We start from the raw sequence: 17,825 nt of genomic DNA, 5'->3' as shown, positions 1-17,825 counted from the left end.
TTTATCACAGCCGATTGAATACCCGACAGCGGCAGTAGGCTAATCATCTTCCAGCGGACGGCCATAGCCACCACCGCCTGGGGTGTGCACGCAGAGGCTATCACCCGCTTGCAACTCAGTACGGGTGCAGCCAGGCAAATTTTGCAGCCGGCCGTTGCGGCGCAACACAAAGTTGCAGCCGGTTTTGCCATCGTCGCCGCCGGCCAAGCCATGGGGTGCTACTTGCCGGCGTCCACTGATAATGTTGGCCTGCATTGGCTGCAAAAAACGAATATGACGCTCAACGCCATCACCACCACGACACAAGCCATGCCCACCCGACAAGCGACGAATATGAAACCAGTCCAACACCACTGGGTAGCGCTGCTCTAATACCTCTGGGTCGGTCAGGCGTGAGTTGGTCATGTGTGAATGCATGGCGCTGACGCCATCGCCCACAGCGCTGGCACCTGTGCCACCGCACAGGGTTTCGTAATACTGATACTGAGCGTCGCCAAAGGTGACGTTGTTATTGGTGCCCTGGCTGGCCGCCATAAGATTCAGTGCGCCCATGACCGCATCGACCAAATACTGCGCCGTTTCGACGTTGCCAGAAACCACCGCCGCCGGGTACTCAGGTGCCACCATGGAGGCCTTAGGCACACGAATATCCAACGGCCGGAAAAACCCGGCATTCAGCGGAATGGGTTTATTGACCAGCACACGAAAGCTGTACAGCACAGCGGCATGCACGACGGAGGTGGGCGCATTAAAGTTACCCGGATGCTGCAGCTGATCAGGCCGGTAGCCTGTGCCATTAAAATCTATGCATGCCCTCCCCTGCTGGCGGTCGATTTGAATGGCCACCTGGATGCGACTGCCATCGTCCATGTCACAGCTAAACTGGCCATCCGCCAGCGACATTAACGCCTGCGATAGCACTTCGGCAGCGTTGTCTTGCACATAGCCCATATACGCCTGCACCGTGGCTTCGCCATATTGTTGGCATAAGCGCAGCAACTCTTGCGCGCCTTTTTCACAGGCCGCCAGCTGTGCGGATAAATCTGCAATGTTCTGCTCTGGATTGCGTGCCGGGTAACGGGTGTTAGCCAAGGCGGCGCGAATGCTTTGCTCCTGCAACGCACCATCACGCATCAACAGCAGGTTATCCAGCAGCACGCCTTCTTGCTCAATATGGCTCGATTCCGCCGGCATGGAACCTGGGCTAATGCCACCGATATCAGCATGATGGCCGCGCGCCGCCACGTAAAATGCGGGGTTGGCACCGTCGGTAAATACAGGTTTCACGACGGTAATGTCGGGCAGATGCGTGCCACCGTTGTAGGGCGTATTCAATACAAAAGCATCGCCCGGGCGCATGTCGGGTTGCCCTTGTATCACCACGCGAATGCTGTCGCTCATTGAGCCTAGGTGCACCGGAATGTGCGGTGCGTTGGCCACCAAGTTGCCGTGCTGATCAAACACAGCGCAAGAAAAATCTAACCGCTCTTTAATGTTCACGCTGCTGGCGGTTTGCTCCAGCACCACGCCCATTTGCTCGGCTGCCGACATAAACAAGTGGCTGAACAGTTCAAGCCGCAACGGGTCACGCTCTGTGTCTGTGACCTTTGGCTGCTTTGCTTGCTGTTGCGTTAGCAGTAAGGCACCGCTGGCCAGGCATTGCAGTTGCCAACCAGGCTCAAGCACGATGGTGGAAGTGCGCTCCGTTAACAGCGCCGGGCCTTGCAGCGGCTCACCTTCAGCAATACTTGAGCGCGCATACACCGGCACCTCGCACCATTGCCCCTGACAATGCATGCGCACTGTGCTGGGTAGCACAGTTTGAGCGGGGGCAGGCCCTGATACCGGGGCTGCATCCTCGCCACCGGCAATGCATTCCAGCTGCAGCGCATCGGCCACGATGGCGCGCTGCTCATTGATAAAGCCGTACAGCTGGCGGTGTTGCTGCTCAAACGCTTGCTGCATGGTAGCGGCATCGCCATAGGCCACCAACAAGGGCGTATCCGCCCCTTCATAGCGCAAATACAAGCGCACCTGTTTCACCGCTGAGGTATCACTGCCCGGCTGGTGCAAATAGTCTTGCCATAATGCTTCTAACACCTGTTCAGCTGCACGGGAATCTTGAGCCAACTGTGCCAGTGGCACATCCATCGACTTTTCGGCCAGCCAGCGCTGTTCGGCCAGACCAATGCCGTAAGCCGACAGCACGCCCGCTTGCGGGTGCAAATACACTTGCTCAATGCCCAACGCTTGGGCCACTTGGCACGCATGCTGTGCGCCTGCGCCACCAAAGGCGTTGAGCACGTAGGAGGCCAAATCATGACCACGCTGCACCGATATTTTGCGTATCGCGGCGGCCATGTTATCGACGGCAACAGTAAGAAAAGCTTCGGCCAGCGCCTCCGGACTGTAATCACGACCCGATTCCACACTGACGCTGTGCGCCAGCTGCTCGAATTGCTGCTGCACACCTTCAACATCCACAGGCTGATTTTGCTGCGGGCCGAAGATGGCTGGGAAGTGCTCGGCCTGAATGCGACCCAGCAGCAGATTGCAGTCCGTCACGGTCAGCGGGCCGCCATTGCGATAACAGGCCGGCCCGGGGTAAGCACCGGCCGATTCCGGCCCTACTTGCAAACGGCCATCACGAAACTGCACCACAGAGCCGCCGCCCGCGGCGACGGTGTGCACGCTCATCATGGGCACACGCAAGCGCACGTCCGCTATTAGGGTTTCAGTGTCGCGCTCCAGCTCACCGCCGTAGTGGCTGACATCGGTGGAGGTGCCGCCCATATCAAAACCAATAATGCGATCAAAACCGTCGGCGCAGGCGGTCTTGACCATGCCCACCACACCGCCGGCAGGGCCTGACAATACCGCATCTTTGCCAGCAAATTGAGCCGGCGACGTCAGCCCGCCATTGGACTGCATAAACTGCACATCCACGCCCGGCAGTGCCCGGCGTACTTGTTCCACGTAGCGTTTGAGCACCGGCGATAAATACGCATCGGCGACGGTGGTTGAACCACGCGCCACCAGTTTAATCAGTGGGCTGACCTCATGACTGAGCGACACCTGTTCAAATCCGGCCGCACGCGCCAGCTCGCCTAGGCGTTGCTCGTGTTCGGGGTATTTATAGGCATGCATCAGCGCCACCGCGATGGCGCGATAACCTTGGCGATGGGCTTCTTGTAGCTGTAGCCAGCAGGCTTCTTCGTCTAAAGCCAATTCCACCGTGCCATCGACTAACACGCGCTCAGGCACTTCGTACACCCGTTCATATAGCGGCGTTGGCTGCGGCGTGTGCAGGGCAAAAATTTCGGGCCGCGCTTGGTAACCAATTTGCAGCTGATCGCGTAACCCCTGAGAAACCAGCAACACGGTCGGCTGGCCACGCCGCTCTAGCAAGGCGTTAGTCGCCACTGTGGTGCCCATGCGCACTTCGCTGATGCGATTGGGCAGCTGTGGCCACTGAGATTGCAGTTGCTGAATGCCTTCGATGGCGGCATCGGCATAGTGCTGAGGATTTTCCGACAGCAGCTTATGAACCAGCTGCTGACCGTCTGGCGTCGTCGCGACGATATCGGTAAAGGTACCGCCACGATCAATCCAAAAGCGCCAACCTGGCTCGCTATTGTGGGTTGAACTGACGTGCGTTGAACTGGAGTCAGACATGTCGCCCCCGCCATCCATTGAAAGGTGCGACAGTGTATCAGAATGGCATCAAGGCATATGCGCCACGTAGGCTGCCACGTCTTTGACTTGCTGCTCGTCGAGGTTCTTCATCACCGCGATCATAGGCGAGTTGGCACGACTCGGGTCGTTGTGCAAAAACTTCAGCAAAGTCGTTTCTAAAAACTCATAAGGCTGACCGGCAATGCGGGGATAGCTGGCACTGCCGTGACCTTCTTTGCCGTGACACGCAAAACACACCGAATTGTAAATACGCTCACCGGCAGCACTGGCTTCCACTTGCGGCTCACGCGGCTCGACCTCACGCTCGGAAAAATACAGCGCAATATCAATGCGATCATCGGCCGAAAGATGCTTTGCCAGCGTGCTCATGACGTAGTCTTGGCGCTCGCCATTGGCAAACTTCTCGAACTGAGTAAATAAGTAGGCAGCGTTCTGGCTGGCCAAGTTGGGAATGTAATCACGCTTGCTGTTGCCGTCCTGGCCATGACAGCGAAAACATAATTGCGCACGCTCTTCGCCATCTTTTAGGGCCTGTTGACGGGCGCTGGCATCTTGCTCAATGGCTGCCATTTCCTGCAGCAGCTGCTCTACCGTTTGCGCCTTTGCAGGCGATATTACCCAGACCATCGCAGCCACAACGAAAGACGCTAGGCGTACCCTGGCAGTATATTTTTTACTCATCTCGTCATGTACTTCCATTGCCGAAATCATGCTGCATGGGCGATTACTCGCCCTTGACTGCAACCCTATTCACGGCGGCCACATTACGACGATTGACCGAGTGGGCCAAGGGAGCGACGAAAGCGGGATCATAAAATCATCAGCAAAGCTGACTTGAGTCAAGCCAGCGGCACCCCTTGCTGGCAACGCCACGGCATAGCCCCTCTGGCGCCATTGCGGTACACTGCTGACTCTTTTTTCTTCACCCAAACAACACAGATCACCATGATGCAAGAGACCTATCAACCGCAGGAAATTGAAGCCACTGTGCAGCAGCAGTGGGAAGAGAACCAGGTGTTTAAGGCCGTCGTCGACACCAACAAAGAAAAGTTCTACTGCCTATCCATGTTTCCTTATCCCAGCGGTCGACTACACATGGGTCACGTGCGTAACTACACCATTGGTGATGTGATCTCCCGCTACCAGCGCATGCAGGGCAAAAACGTCATGCAGCCAATGGGGTGGGATGCTTTTGGTCTGCCGGCAGAAAACGCCGCCATCAAAAACAACACCGCACCTGGCAAGTGGACCGATGAAAACATCGCCTACATGAAAGGCCAGCTGAAATCGCTGGGCTTTGGCTATGATTGGAGCCGCGAACTGGCCACCTGCAAACCTGAGTATTACCGCTGGGAGCAGTGGTTCTTCACTCAGCTGGTCGAAAAAGGCCTAGCCTACAAAAAAGTGTCGGCGGTGAACTGGTGTCCACACGATAAAACCGTATTGGCCAATGAGCAGGTCATCGACAACTGCTGCTGGCGCTGCGATACCCCGATTGAACGCAAAGAAATTCCACAGTGGTTTATTCGCATTACCGACTATGCCGAAGAACTGCTGAATGACTTAGACCAACTGGAAGGCTGGCCAGAGCAAGTGGTGGCCATGCAGCGCAACTGGATTGGTAAGAGCCAGGGCGTTGAGTTGCACTTTGGTCTTAAGGATCGACAAGACACGTTGGAGGTCTATACCACTCGTCCAGATACCTTAATGGGTGTGAGCTACGTGGCCGTCGCCGCTGGCCACCCGCTGGCCGCCGAAGCTGCTGAAAGCAACGCCGAGCTGGCCGCATTTATCGAAGAGTGCAAAAAAGGCGGTACCGCTGAGGCGGACATTGCCACCATGGAGAAAAAAGGCATCGCCACCGGTATGACGGCGATTCACCCAATTTCTGGCAAAGAAGTGCCGATCTGGGTCGCCAACTTTGTACTGATGGATTACGGCACCGGTGCTGTGATGGCCGTGCCCGCCCACGATCAGCGTGACTTTGAATTTGCGCAAAAATACGGCTTGGAAATCACTCAGGTGATTGAGCCGGTCTCTTCACCTGACAATCAGGGTGAAGACATTAACTTGGCAGAAGCGGCCTTTACCGAAAAAGGCAGGTTGGTGAACTCAGGTGAGTTTGACGGTCTGGAATTTGATGCCGCCTTTGATGCCATTGCCAAATGGTTAACCGCTGCCGGCAAAGGCCAGGTAAAAACCAACTATCGCCTGCGCGATTGGGGCGTTAGCCGCCAGCGTTATTGGGGCACCCCAGTGCCTATGATCAACAAAGCCAACGGCGAGCAAGTTCCGACGCCAGCAGACATGCTGCCGGTTGAACTGCCAACCGATGTGGTCATGGACGGCGTTAACAGCCCGATTAAAAACAACCCTGAGTTCGAAAACATCGAATTTGAAGGCGAAGCCGCATTCCGCGAAACCGATACCTTCGACACCTTTATGGAATCGTCTTGGTATTACGCTCGCTACTGCTCGCCGTGGGACGACAGCCAGATGGTGGATCCGACTGAGGCCGATTACTGGCTGCCAGTGGACCAATATGTCGGCGGCATTGAGCACGCCATCTTGCACCTGTTATACGCGCGTTTCTTCCACAAGCTGATGCGTGACGTTGGCTTGGTGAAGGGCGATGAACCTTTTGCCAGCTTGCTGTGCCAAGGCATGGTGTTGGCCGATGCGTTCAGCTACCAAAACGACAAAGGCGGCAAAGAATATGTCGCACCGAAAGATGTCGAAGTCGAACGCGATGACAAAGGCCGCTTGGTCAAAGCTGTGTGGAACGGCAAGGAGCTGACCCACGAGGGCATGATTAAAATGTCCAAGTCGAAAAACAACGGCGTGGACCCACAAGAAGCCATCGACATTTACGGCGCCGACACCGTGCGTTTGTACACCATGTTCGCCGCGCCCCCAGAACAAACCCTGGAGTGGTCAGAAAACGGCGTTCAAGGCGCACAGAAGTTCCTGCAACGCGTATGGCGCTTGGCCCATGAGCTGGTCAGCAATGGCCTGCCAGCAGCCGTTGATACCACCTCTCTGAGCAAGGACGAAAAAGACGTACGCCGCAAAGTGCATGAAACCATTGCCAAGGTCAGCGATGACGTTGGCCGTCGCTACCACTTTAATACCGGCATCGCCGCCATCATGGAGCTGATGAACACCTTGCAAAAGGCCGATCGCAGCCAAGGCCAAGGTGCTGCTGTAGTGTATGAAGGTTTGCAGGCCATCGTGCGCATGCTAAGCCCGATTGCGCCGCATATCTGTCAGGTGATCTGGCAAGCCTTTGGCCAAACAGGTCTGGTATTGGATGCCGATTGGCCCGCTGTTGATAAAGATGCACTGGTGAAAGACAGCATTCAACTGGTGGTGCAGGTTAACGGTAAGGTACGCGCCAAGCTGGAAGCCTCAGCCAACGCTAGCAAAGACGAGCTGGAAGCCATGGCCATGGCCAACGACGCGGTGCAAAAGCAGATCGATGGCAAAACCGTGCGCAAAGTGATTGTGGTACCTGGCAAGCTGGTGAACATCGTTGCGAACTAACGCTTTCACCGCGCTGATGCTGCTGGCCAGCCTGATATTATCAGGCTGCGGCTGGCAGCTACGCGGCACCACCGAACTGTCACCGGCGCTGCAAGTCATGCACCTGAACAGCCAGGCCAGCAACCGCTTTAACCAGTATTTGCGTTTGCAGCTGGAATACAGCGGCGTGCTGCTAACCCAAAGCGCCAGCGATGCGCCGGTGCAGCTGTGGGTCAATGCGCCTGTGATAGAGCGCCGCGAGCTGTCTGTGGGCGAGGATGGCCAGGTGTCAGAATACGAACTCAATGGCAGATTGAGCGCTCGTCTGCTGCGCCCGAGCCAAGACAGCGAAGTGGTCTACGAGCTGGAAGCCCGGCGCATCTTTGCTAACGACATTAATAATGTCACCGGCACCGCCAATACTGAGCACGAGCAGCACCAGGCATTGCACCAAGAACTTGCTAGCCAGTTGCTACGCCGACTGCAGTTTACCCAGCTCGATACGCCATGAAGCTACGTCAAGACCAGCTGCACGATCATCTGCAAAAAACACTGGCATCTTGCTATGTGGTGTCGGGAGATGACCCCTTGCTGGTGATGGAAGCCTGCGACAGCATTCGCGCGGCGGCGCGTCAGCAAGGCATCGAAGAACGCGAGCTGTTTCATGCCGAAGCTGGCTTTGACTGGTCAGGCTTGCGTGAAGAAGCCAACGCCATGTCATTGTTTGCCTCGCGCCGCATACTGGAAGTGCGCATTGCCAATGGCAAACCGTCCGACAAAGGCGCCACATTGCAGGCCTTAGCCGAGCACCCGAACCCAGACAACCTGTTACTGGTGGTGCTACCTCGCATTGATGCCAAAGCGCAGCGCAGCAGCTGGTTTCAAGCACTGGATAAAGCGGGCGTGTTTTTACCCATTTGGCCCATCGATCGCGGCCAATACAACGGCTGGTTGCAACGGCGCTTACACGCCGCCGGCTTGCATGCTGAGCCTGCGGCACTGGCCGCCTTAGCGCAGCAAACCGAGGGCAACTTGCTGGCAGCAGTACAAGAAATTGAAAAACTGCGGCTGCTGGGCAGCACCCAAATAACAGAAGAACTGGTCGCCGAGGCCATTGGCGACAGTTCACGTTTTGACGCCTTTGGTCTAGCCGACGCCTGCTTAGAAGGCAATCTGGCCCAAAGCAGTCGAATGTTGTCACATCTGCACAGCGAAGGCGTCGATGCCATCATGATTTTGGGGGCGCTGAACCGCAAAATACGCCAGTTGATCGCCTTACACGGTCAGTCCGGCCAGCAGCTGAGCGCTGCGTTTAAGCAGCAAAACGTTTGGCCAAGACAGCAAGGGCCGTATAAAAAGGCGCTGCAGCGACTGTCGCAGGCCCAGCTGCATGACGCTCTGCGTCTGGCGGAAAAGACTGACAACGCCATCAAGGGCAGCGGTGACGCACCTTGGCTGCTTCTGACTGAATTGGTCACTTGTCTGTGCGGCACCAGACTGGGGGCGGTTTAACATCAGCCTTGCAGGCTGGTTCACAGACCCGAGCCACGGCACCACCTATACTAAACACTGGTTAGCGAGTATCCGGAACTGACAAAAAGCGTCAGTTAGCGACGGAGGTCAGCAAAGACCGTAGCAATCATTGGAAAATCGCTTAAGATGTCACAGCATGCCGCTGACGCTGTTTGAGTAGGCATCGAGAAACAACGAGAGGCTGACTATGAATCCTGCAGTGCAACAAAATAATGCCGATCTGGTATGGGACCTTGATAAGCTCCACCAGCACCAGCGTGCCATTGATTTTATTCAGCAGTTTGAAAACCGCTTTTGTGTGTTCTCTACGTCTGTGCGTCAGCTTTACACCAACTACAGCATTTTCTTTCCCGAAGAAGCCAACCGTCAGATGGTGATTCTGCCTGACCCTTACGCGTTCCACGACACCTTTAGCCACTTGAACCGCGATGCCGTGCAAGCCACTGGTTTGCATGTGATTCCGGGCAACCTGATTGGCAAAAAAGGGTTGTACTTGGTGATTTCTCACAAGAACAAAAAGGTGCGTTCGGTGCCGATTCCTTTCCAAGAGGGCATTCGTCAAATTCTGCGTCGTTCCAACTCAGATGATCCGTTCTTGCCAGTGCTGATGAAGGGGGATTTACGCGAGTTCAATGAAAAGTTGCCATGCCTGCACTTGCACCGCCTGCGTCTCGGCGAGTTGGCTGGTCTGTCATCGCTTGAGTGTGATGGCATCCGCAATATCATTACCGACAAACTGATGCGTCTGTACCAAGAATCTGGCAGCTTCAAAGTTATTTGACCGTGGGGTAATTTGCCCACGGTTACTCCTTTTCTCCTACTCGCCCCTCATCTGCACGATAAAAACGCCGTACCAGTCGACTTAACCCTTGCCTCCAGGCTTTGGGCTGCACTCCAAAGGTATGAAACAGCAGGGTGTTGTTGCTCATTGGTGCCCAGATCGACGGCATGATACCGCCTTCGCGTGAGCGCAAGTTCAAATGACTGAGATCTTCATACTGGCTGGCTTCCGCCAACAACGCCTCAGCAAAGGCATACGAAGAAACCGGCTCAACTCCTCCCAAGTGATAAGTACCCCACAAGCCATCCACACACAAGCTTTGCTTTAACAGCGCCAACACTACCTCAGCAATATCATCCGCCGGTGTTGGGTTAAACAAGCGCTGCATATCAAACTCGAGCACTGCTTCCGCTCGCATCTGATTTAACCATTCACTGGCATAGTCACCGCCCTGCAAAGAAAACCCTTGCGCCTGGCGAATAATCAAATGCCTCGGGTTAGCTCTGGCTTGTTGCTCAAGCTGTAACAGCTGCAGCGCCAGCGGAGAATCATCATGCCCATCATCATGCTCGCTGTAGCTGATGTCTACCGCAGCTTTAAAGACCGTCATTGACGACACCAAAATTACGGGCATGTCCTCGGCTTGCGCCAAATCCAGCCAATACGGGATGTGTTGCAGGTCGTCTGGCCGCCACATGGATGGCAGCAAAATCATCACCGGCATACCGCTGCTGGCGGGCAGGCGCTCGCGCGACTCCAACGTCACGCCTTTGCATAAAAAATCTTGTTGTTGCAGCAAGCGAATAAGATGCTGCCCCACTGGGCGATCAGCACCCACCACCAGTGGACTGAATCCTGAGTTAACCAAGCTAAGTTCCGTTGTCATTGAGCCGTACCCAAATTATGCCACCAGTCGACGGTGCTGGCAGCCATTGCGATGATCGCTGTTGATGGCATTACACGCCAGCCGAGCTCAGCCAAAAGTATTTACCTAGAGACTACTTTTCGGTACTTTCGTATCAAATAATAACTGAGAGAATAAATAACAATGCAACGATCTTACCTAGCAATCGCCCTTTCGCTAGCCTCCCTCGCCTCCCTCGCCCAGGGCTATTACGTCGACGAACAGTCCGCTTTGCGCCTAGGCAATGCTTTTTCCGGTGGCGCAGCCTCGGGGGAAGGCGCTTCAGCCGCCTATTACAACCCCGCCAGCATGCTGCTAGCGGGGGATGAAATCGCCATTAACCTAGCGGGTGTATCCGTGCAATCCGAGTTCGACGGCGACGCCACCACAGGGGATGGCAGTGTGCCGATTCAAGGCAGCGATGCCAAAGCAGACAACTTTGATTTACTGCCCACCGCCTACGCGGTGCGGCAAATACGGGAAGGGTTAGCCGCCGGTATCTACCTGAACGCCCCCTTCGCCACTGGCACGGATTTTGGCGATGACTCCGTGGCCCGTTATCAGGTCACAGAGAGCGAAATCACCGGTATTGACCTTGGTTTAGCACTGGGCTTTAGCGTCAACGAGCAACTGGATCTCGGTGCCAGCATGGTGATTCAATACCTCAGTGCTAACAACGCCGTCGCCGTCAATACGCCCGCATTTTGCCTATCACAACAAGACGCCGCCACGTGTGCCGCACTGGGCGTTGACCCCGCGCTATTAGGCAGTGACGAGCTGGATGGCAAGTTTGAAATGGAAGGCGACAATACCGCCATTGGCTTTACCGCCGGCGCTCTCTATCACCTGTCAGACAATGCACGCTTAGGCTTACATTACCGCAGTCGTATCGTCCATGAGCTGAGCGGTACGGCGACGGTGTCGTTTCCCGAGCAAACCAGCACGCTGGTGTCGTTGGCTGGTTTGGAAGCGGGTAAAGCAGACGGCAGCACGCAAATTGTGACGCCAGAAACCCTTAACTTGAGCTATTTCCAACAGGCGGGCGATTGGTCATGGCAAGCGGATGCCTCCTGGACCAAGTGGTCACGCTATCAGGAGCTGGCCATCGACAGCCGCGACAATACCGTCTCCGCTCTCGCCTCGGCACCGCAAGTGTATGACTGGAATGAGTCCTATCGCATTGCGGTCGGTGTCGGCTATCAACTGTCACCCAAGCTGCAGCTGCGCTCAGGCGTTGCGATGGATCAGTCTCCCATTGATGACGACAAGGTCACCATCGACTTTGGCTTCGCCGACTATCGTGCGATTTCGGTTGGCTTGAGTTATGCGCTTAGTGAGCAGCTCACACTGGATGCGGGCCTGCAACACACACTGCAACAACAACGTGACATTGACCAAAACAACCTGGCCAGCTCTGGTGCGCGCTTAAAAGGTGAAATGACCACGGACGTTAACTCCGCAGCCATCGGCTTGCGCTGGGCACTGTAACGACCGACCTTAGTGCGCTAAAGGCAACCTCGCCAGCTCGTTTTGATTGCGCAGTGCATCGGACTTGCTGGCGAATAACTGCACATCGTTCAGGGTAATCAGCAATACATAATCATCGCTCAAGCCCACATAACCCGCTCGATGTTGCTGAATAAAGCCATCGTCTTGCACTGACAAGCGCACGCCTTCAGGCAGAGCAACACTGCTCAGCAAACCATTGCCAAGAGCATCCTGAACAGCGTCAGCGCGACTGTACAAGGCCAAAGCATCACTGCTGACTGCCAGTACCTGGCCATTAATCAGGTGTGCCAAGTCAACAGGCTCGCCATTGGCCAGCTGTGTGCGCTCTAAGCGCGCAATCAAATCTGAACTGTTCTCTAACAGCATGCCTATCTCCACTGTACTGACCTTACTGCGGCCGCTCAGTATACCTAGGTGCCGGACAGCAAACAAAGATAACCAAAAACTAACAAAGGGATTTAATTTATTGATTTCAACAATCGAATCAGTCACACCATACTGCACTCGAACTTAACGAAACGTGCAATGCCAAAGACAGCAGCGTTTCACATCATCTATTTTGGAGAACATGATGTCTGAACTGATTAACAAAGAAGGTCAAAACGTTCCATCCGTTACTTGGCCGACCCGCATCGGCGATGAGTGGGTCAACATTCAAAGCGACGATATCTTTAAAGGACGCACCGTGGTGCTGTTTTCGCTGCCCGGTGCTTTTACCCCTACCTGCTCTAGCACACACTTGCCACGCTACAACGAGTTGGCGCCCGTATTTAAGGCCAATGGTGTGGATGAAATTGTCTGCGTCAGCGTCAACGATACCTTTGTGATGAATGCTTGGGCGGCAGATCAAGAAGCCGAGAACATTCGCATGATTGCTGATGGCAACGGCGAGTTTACCGATGGCATGGGCATGTTGGTCGACAAGGCCGACCTGTGTTTTGGCAAGCGCAGCTGGCGCTACAGCATGCTGGTAAAAGACGGCGTGGTGGAAAAGATGTTTATCGAGCCACAAAAGCCAGGCGACCCCTTTGAAGTGTCTGACGCCGATACCATGCTGAACTACATCAATGCTGAGGCCGAGCTGCCACAATCGGCGGCGGTGTTTACCAAGCCAGGTTGCCCGTTCTGTGCGCGCGCAAAAGAAGAGTTGAACAAAGCCGGCATTCAGTTCGAGGAAATTGTTCTCGGCCGTGACGCCAGCACCACCTCACTGCGTGCCATCACAGGTCGTGAAACGGTGCCGCAAGTATATATTGGCAGTGAGTTGATTGGTGGCAGTGAAGAGTTGAGCGCTTACCTCAACGCTTAAAGCCCTGCGACAAATTGATCAATTTAGCCCAACCGGTTTACCGGTTGGGCTTTTTGCCGTGTGGCCGAAACCAAGCCCATTCAACTCTGTCAAAATCGCTTTTCACGCAGCTGTTAAACAAAGAGAGTCACTATGCGCTACCTACATACCATGGTCCGAGTTACTGACCTAGACGCTTCCCTCAACTTTTATTGCAACCTGCTGGGCCTTAAAGAAATCCGCCGCAAAGATGTGCCCGCCGGCCAGTTCACCCTGGTATTTTTGGCCACCGAAGCAGGTGCACCAGAAATTGAGCTGACCTATAACTGGGATTCCAGCGAAGAGTACGGCGGTGGCCGAAACTTTGGCCACTTAGCCTATGAGGTCGACGATATTTATGCCCTGTGCCAAACCTTAATGGACGCTGGGGTAAGCATTAACCGTCCACCGCGAGATGGTCGCATGGCCTTTGTGCGTAGCCCAGACAACATATCGATCGAGCTGCTGCAAAAAGGCGAGGCTTTGCCGGCACAAGAACCTTGGGCATCTATGCCCAACAGCGGCGAGTGGTAATTCTTGATAGCTATCGATTCTATAGATCTAATTAACTTCTACTAACAAACTGCCGCCAGCATACTAGGTCGCATCTATTCGAGGAGAAGGTTTATGTCCACACTCAGCAAAGATGTCGCCATTATCGGTACCGGCACCGCCGGTCTGGCGGCTTATCGTGCCGCCAAGGAGCACACAGATTCGGTGGTGTTAATTGAAGCCGGGGTTTACGGCACCACTTGTGCCCGAGTGGGCTGCATGCCGAGCAAGTTATTGATTGCCGCCGCCGATGCCGCCCATGAGATTCGCCACAGCCATGCGTTTGGGGTGATCGCTGAGCCACCTAAAATCGACAGCAAAGCCGTGATGCAGCGGGTTAAATCTGAGCGCGACCGCTTTGTTGGCTTTGTGTTGGAATCCGTCGACAGCATCGACGAGCAAGACCGTGTGCGTGGCTACGCCCGCTTTATCGACAACACCACCTTGCTGGTGGAACGGCAAGACGACGAAGACCTGCGCATCGACGCTAAGCGCATTGTGATTGCCACCGGCTCACGCCCCAGCTATCCGGGCTTTTTCCAAGCCGCTGAAGATCGCTTAGTCGTCAATGACGATATTTTCGAGTGGGACGCGCTGCCCAGCTCAGTGGCGGTATTTGGCCCAGGCGTCATCGGCCTAGAGCTGGGCCAGGCATTGAGCCGCTTGGGCGTTGAGGTATCCATGTTTGGTGTCGGCGGTGCGTTAGGACCATTCACTGACCCCGAAGTGCGCGCGAGCGCACACCAAGCTTTTGCTGGCCAGTTCCGCTATTTCAATACCGACGCCCAAGTCGACAGCATCGAACGCACGTCAGAGGGCGTAAAAATTCGCTACGACGGAGGAGAAGAAGTGATCGTCGACTATTTGGTTGCCGCCACCGGCCGGCGGCCTAACGTCGATAACCTGGGGCTGGAAAACCTAGAGCTGCCCCTCGATGAGCGCGACGTGCCCATCGCCAACCCTTACACCATGCAAGTAGGTCAGACACCGATCTTTATTGCTGGCGACGCGTCGAACCAAATCCCGCTGCTGCACGAAGCGGCAGACCAAGGCAAGATCGCCGGCGATAACGCCGGGCGCTCGCTCAAAAGCTTGGCAGACGTGCGCTCAGGTCTGCGCCGTTCGGCCATTGGCGTGGTATTCAGTGACCCGCAGCTGGCCACCGTGGGCATGCGCTATGACGACGTAGTAAAGCGCTACGACCGTGACTGCTTCGCCATCGGTGAAGTGTCGTTCAAAAACCAAGGGCGCTCACGGGTAATGCTGAAAAACCAAGGCTTGCTGCGGGTGTATGCCGAGCAAGGCACGGGCATGTTTTTGGGCGCAGAAATGGCCGGCCCACGCGCCGAGCACATTGCCCACCTGTTGGCTTGGGCCCATCAGCAGCGCATGACCATTCCGCAGATGCTCGATATGCCGTTTTATCACCCGGTAATCGAAGAAGGCCTGCGCACTGCGTTGCGCGACGTGAACGCCAACTTGCACTTGGGCAAAGCCTTGATGGACCGCTGTGCCGAATGCGGTGTTGGCTCCTAGCAAGCAAGCGCCGGCCCGCTGACTGCGGGCCGGTTTACTCCGCCAGCTTACTCTGCAGGCTGGCTGGACTTCATCGCTTCGGCTTGCTGATCTGACACCGCCAAACCATCACGGCAACGAATGCCGCGATTTTTGCCGTCCACCAAGACGCCCGCTGTGGCCGAGCCATTGGTAGGCCGCAGCAGCAAATAACCGTCGACGCAAAAGCCTTCTTTGCCAGAGTCTTTCGGCGATACCCGCGTTTCGTAGCCGGGCGCCAGGGTCAGCAGTTTAAACTGGTCGACGACCGCGGCATCTTGTTGGTCCGAATGCTGCAAATAGCCGTAGTATTCCAAGGCGACCACCGCCACCACGACACCGATAAAGAAACCAACACCGGTCCACTTACCGCGGTCGGTTTCTGGCGCTTGTGGCTGTGACTGCTCATTACTCATGATGGGTCCTCTGTTGAAGGATGATCTTTGCCCCAGGCGGGCATCAGTTGATGGTCAATATTGAGCTGATTCAAAATGCGGGCGACGACAAAATCAATCAGGTCTTCAATGCTTTGTGGCTGGTGATAAAACCCCGGGCTGGCCGGCAATATCACCGCGCCCATGCGGGTTAGGTTCAGCATGTTTTGCAGATGAATCTCAGAATACGGCGCTTCTCGTGGCACCAAAATAAGCTGACGCCGCTCTTTTAACGCCACATCAGCCGCGCGCTCAATCAAGTTGTTACTGGCGCCGGTGGCAATGGCCGACAAGGTGCCTGTGCTGCATGGGCACACCACCACCGGACCCGGCTGGCCGGAGCCGGAGGCCCAGGGGGCCATCCAATCTTCACGGGCAAACACTCTGAGCTGTTCGCTATTGGCGTTGACGTATTCACGCAACACCTGCGCCTGCCCTTGCGGCTTGCCAGGCAAACTCACCGGCGTTTCCGTGGCAAACACCAGTTGCGCCGCCTTCGACACAATGACATCCACGCCCACACCTGCTCCGACTAACGCCTGGACCAGGCGCAACGCATACAAAGAGCCCGAAGCTCCGGTCATGGCAACGCAGACTCTCATGCAGATGTCTCCTGTTGTTGTAACTGCTCCAGCAGCCGCTGCGGCAATTGCTCAAAACTGCCATTAGACATGCACACCACCTGATCACCTGGCTGCAATTGAGCCAACAGCGCTTGCAGCAGTGCGTCAGTGCTGTGGCAACAGATATGACCGTGCTGCGCAGCCAACTCAGCCAGCGACCAGCTCAATCCCTCTGGCTGCAGCCAATACACATGATCGGCCGCGGCAACGGCGTTGGCCAGTGCAGCCTGATGATTCCCCATTTTCATGGTATTTGAGCGCGGCTCCAGCACTGCAATTAAGCGCTGTCCAGGCTGCAGCGCCGCCGCCATGCCCTCCAAAGTGCTGGCAATGGCCGTTGGGTGATGGGCAAAATCGTCAAAGATCTGCACACCGGCCGCATCCCCCAAGCATTGCAGCCGCCGCTTAACCGATTGAAAAGACTCTAGCGCCTTCGCCGCCAGCTCCGGCGCAACGCCGACATGACGTGCCGCCAGCACCGCGGCCATGGCATTGCTGACGTTGTGTAAGCCTTTTAACGACCAGCGAATGCGGGCAACCGCTTGCCCCTGATGGCAGATATCAAAATCACTGCCATCGGCGGCGTGCAACTGCCAGTGCCAATCACTGGCCGGGCCAAAGGCTTGCGAGGATGACCACAGCCCTTGGCTCAATACGCGTTGCAATGCCGCTTCGTCGGCACGATAAATCACTTGGCCAGAGGCCGGAACGGTACGCACCACATGATGGAACTGACGTTCAATGGCGGCCAAATCTGCAAAGATATCGGCGTGATCAAACTCCAGATTGTTCAATACCAAGGTGCGTGGCTGGTAGTGGACAAACTTGGAACGTTTGTCGAAAAACGCGGTGTCGTACTCATCCGCTTCGATGACAAAAAACGGCGTATCACCTAAACGCGCCGAGCAGCCAAAGTTTTCTGGCACACCGCCAATCAAAAACCCAGGCGCCATGCCAGCATGATCCAGAATCCAAGCCAGCATGGAGCTGGTGGTGGTTTTGCCGTGGGTGCCCGCCACTGCCAGCACCCAGCGCTGTGGCAACACATGCTGATTCAGCCACTGCGGCCCTGAGGTGTAGGGAATGCCCCGCTCCAGCACATGCTCCACCGCGGGGTTACCACGCGACAGCGCATTGCCGATGATGACCTGATCGACGTCCGCCGGAATATGCTCAGGTGACCAACCTTCAAACAGCTCAATGCCGGCAGCCTGTAACTGGTCGCTCATTGGCGGATAAACGCCGGCATCGCTGCCGCTCACGTCGTGACCCGCGGCTTTTGCCAACTGTGCCAGCGATCCCATAAAGGTGCCGCAAATGCCAAGAATGTGAACCCGCATGGGCTGTGTTACCACCTGTATCTGTCATTTATGACGCATAGTGTACTGGC

Annotated in this window: 15 protein-coding genes; 8 read left to right on the top strand and 7 right to left on the bottom strand. The window is 55.6% G+C overall.

Annotated elements, in window-relative coordinates:
* Window positions 1-39: 39 nt before the first annotated feature.
* On the bottom strand, window positions 40-3,675 hold the full coding sequence (locus tag IE090_RS10925; protein ID WP_189388419.1) for a hydantoinase B/oxoprolinase family protein: 3,636 nt from the start codon (window positions 3,673-3,675) through the stop codon (window positions 40-42).
* 48 nt (window positions 3,676-3,723) lie between these two features.
* Window positions 3,724-4,323 (bottom strand): c-type cytochrome, encoded by a 600-nt coding sequence (locus IE090_RS10920; RefSeq protein WP_189388418.1) that lies wholly within the window; start codon window positions 4,321-4,323, stop codon window positions 3,724-3,726.
* A gap of 321 nt (window positions 4,324-4,644) precedes the next feature.
* On the opposite strand from IE090_RS10920, the gene leuS reads away from it, so the two are divergent.
* From leuS to IE090_RS10900, 4 genes are all read left to right on the top strand, one after another.
* Window positions 4,645-7,239, top strand: a complete 2,595-nt coding sequence (leuS, locus tag IE090_RS10915) for a leucine--tRNA ligase (RefSeq protein WP_189388460.1) — start codon at window positions 4,645-4,647, stop codon at window positions 7,237-7,239.
* Window positions 7,229-7,729 (top strand): LPS-assembly lipoprotein LptE, encoded by a 501-nt coding sequence (locus IE090_RS10910; protein WP_189388417.1) that lies wholly within the window; start codon window positions 7,229-7,231, stop codon window positions 7,727-7,729. The genes leuS and IE090_RS10910 overlap by 11 nt, the downstream gene beginning before the upstream one ends.
* On the top strand, window positions 7,726-8,730 hold the full coding sequence (gene holA / locus IE090_RS10905) for a DNA polymerase III subunit delta (protein WP_189388416.1): 1,005 nt from the start codon (window positions 7,726-7,728) through the stop codon (window positions 8,728-8,730). The genes IE090_RS10910 and holA overlap by 4 nt, the downstream gene beginning before the upstream one ends.
* Before the next feature lie 208 nt (window positions 8,731-8,938).
* On the top strand, window positions 8,939-9,532 hold the full coding sequence (locus tag IE090_RS10900) for a hypothetical protein (RefSeq protein ID WP_189388415.1): 594 nt from the start codon (window positions 8,939-8,941) through the stop codon (window positions 9,530-9,532).
* Between the two features lie 22 nt (window positions 9,533-9,554).
* Here IE090_RS10900 and IE090_RS10895 read toward each other — a convergent pair whose 3' ends face one another.
* Entirely contained in the window at window positions 9,555-10,418 is an 864-nt protein-coding gene (locus tag IE090_RS10895; RefSeq protein WP_189388414.1) for a sugar nucleotide-binding protein, read from the bottom strand.
* Window positions 10,419-10,580: 162 nt separating this feature from the next.
* Here IE090_RS10895 and IE090_RS10890 point away from each other — a divergent pair, with 162 nt between their 5' ends.
* Window positions 10,581-11,924 carry an OmpP1/FadL family transporter gene (locus IE090_RS10890; RefSeq protein ID WP_189388413.1) on the top strand — a complete coding sequence of 448 codons (1,344 nt, stop codon included), beginning with the start codon at window positions 10,581-10,583 and terminating at the stop codon, window positions 11,922-11,924.
* A gap of 9 nt (window positions 11,925-11,933) precedes the next feature.
* On the opposite strand, the gene IE090_RS10885 is transcribed toward IE090_RS10890, so the two are convergent.
* The gene (locus IE090_RS10885; RefSeq protein WP_189388412.1) at window positions 11,934-12,311 is read right to left on the bottom strand and encodes a hypothetical protein; all 378 of its coding nucleotides are present in this window, start codon (window positions 12,309-12,311) and stop codon (window positions 11,934-11,936) included.
* A gap of 205 nt (window positions 12,312-12,516) precedes the next feature.
* On the opposite strand from IE090_RS10885, the gene IE090_RS10880 reads away from it, so the two are divergent.
* The 3 genes from IE090_RS10880 (at window position 12,517) to IE090_RS10870 (ending at window position 15,360) form a co-directional block, all read left to right on the top strand.
* A complete protein-coding gene (locus tag IE090_RS10880; RefSeq protein ID WP_189388411.1) occupies window positions 12,517-13,254 on the top strand; it encodes a glutathione peroxidase in 738 nt (245 codons plus the stop codon).
* Between the two features lie 132 nt (window positions 13,255-13,386).
* Window positions 13,387-13,806 (top strand): VOC family protein, encoded by a 420-nt coding sequence (locus IE090_RS10875; protein ID WP_189388410.1) that lies wholly within the window; start codon window positions 13,387-13,389, stop codon window positions 13,804-13,806.
* 93 nt (window positions 13,807-13,899) lie between these two features.
* On the top strand, window positions 13,900-15,360 hold the full coding sequence (locus tag IE090_RS10870; RefSeq protein WP_189388409.1) for a dihydrolipoyl dehydrogenase: 1,461 nt from the start codon (window positions 13,900-13,902) through the stop codon (window positions 15,358-15,360).
* A gap of 47 nt (window positions 15,361-15,407) precedes the next feature.
* Here the strand turns inward: IE090_RS10870 and IE090_RS10865 are convergent, their stop codons facing one another.
* The 3 genes from IE090_RS10865 to mpl are packed head-to-tail and all read right to left on the bottom strand — an operon-like array spanning window position 15,408 to window position 17,775.
* Window positions 15,408-15,794: a PA3694 family proteiin gene (locus IE090_RS10865; protein ID WP_189388408.1), complete on the bottom strand. Its 387-nt coding sequence runs from the start codon at window positions 15,792-15,794 to the stop codon at window positions 15,408-15,410.
* Complete coding sequence (locus IE090_RS10860) at window positions 15,791-16,414, bottom strand: flavin prenyltransferase UbiX (protein ID WP_189388407.1); 624 nt, start codon at window positions 16,412-16,414, stop codon at window positions 15,791-15,793. The genes IE090_RS10865 and IE090_RS10860 overlap by 4 nt, the downstream gene beginning before the upstream one ends.
* Complete coding sequence (gene mpl, locus IE090_RS10855; RefSeq protein WP_189388406.1) at window positions 16,411-17,775, bottom strand: UDP-N-acetylmuramate:L-alanyl-gamma-D-glutamyl-meso-diaminopimelate ligase; 1,365 nt, start codon at window positions 17,773-17,775, stop codon at window positions 16,411-16,413. The genes IE090_RS10860 and mpl overlap by 4 nt, the downstream gene beginning before the upstream one ends.
* Window positions 17,776-17,825 lie beyond the last annotated feature (50 nt).

Source organism: Bacterioplanes sanyensis (genome assembly GCF_014652515.1).
GTDB lineage: Bacteria > Pseudomonadota > Gammaproteobacteria > Pseudomonadales > Oceanobacteraceae > Bacterioplanes > Bacterioplanes sanyensis.
The sequence above is the reverse complement of the archived record's forward strand: the minus strand, read 5'-3'. Positions and strand labels throughout refer to the sequence as shown.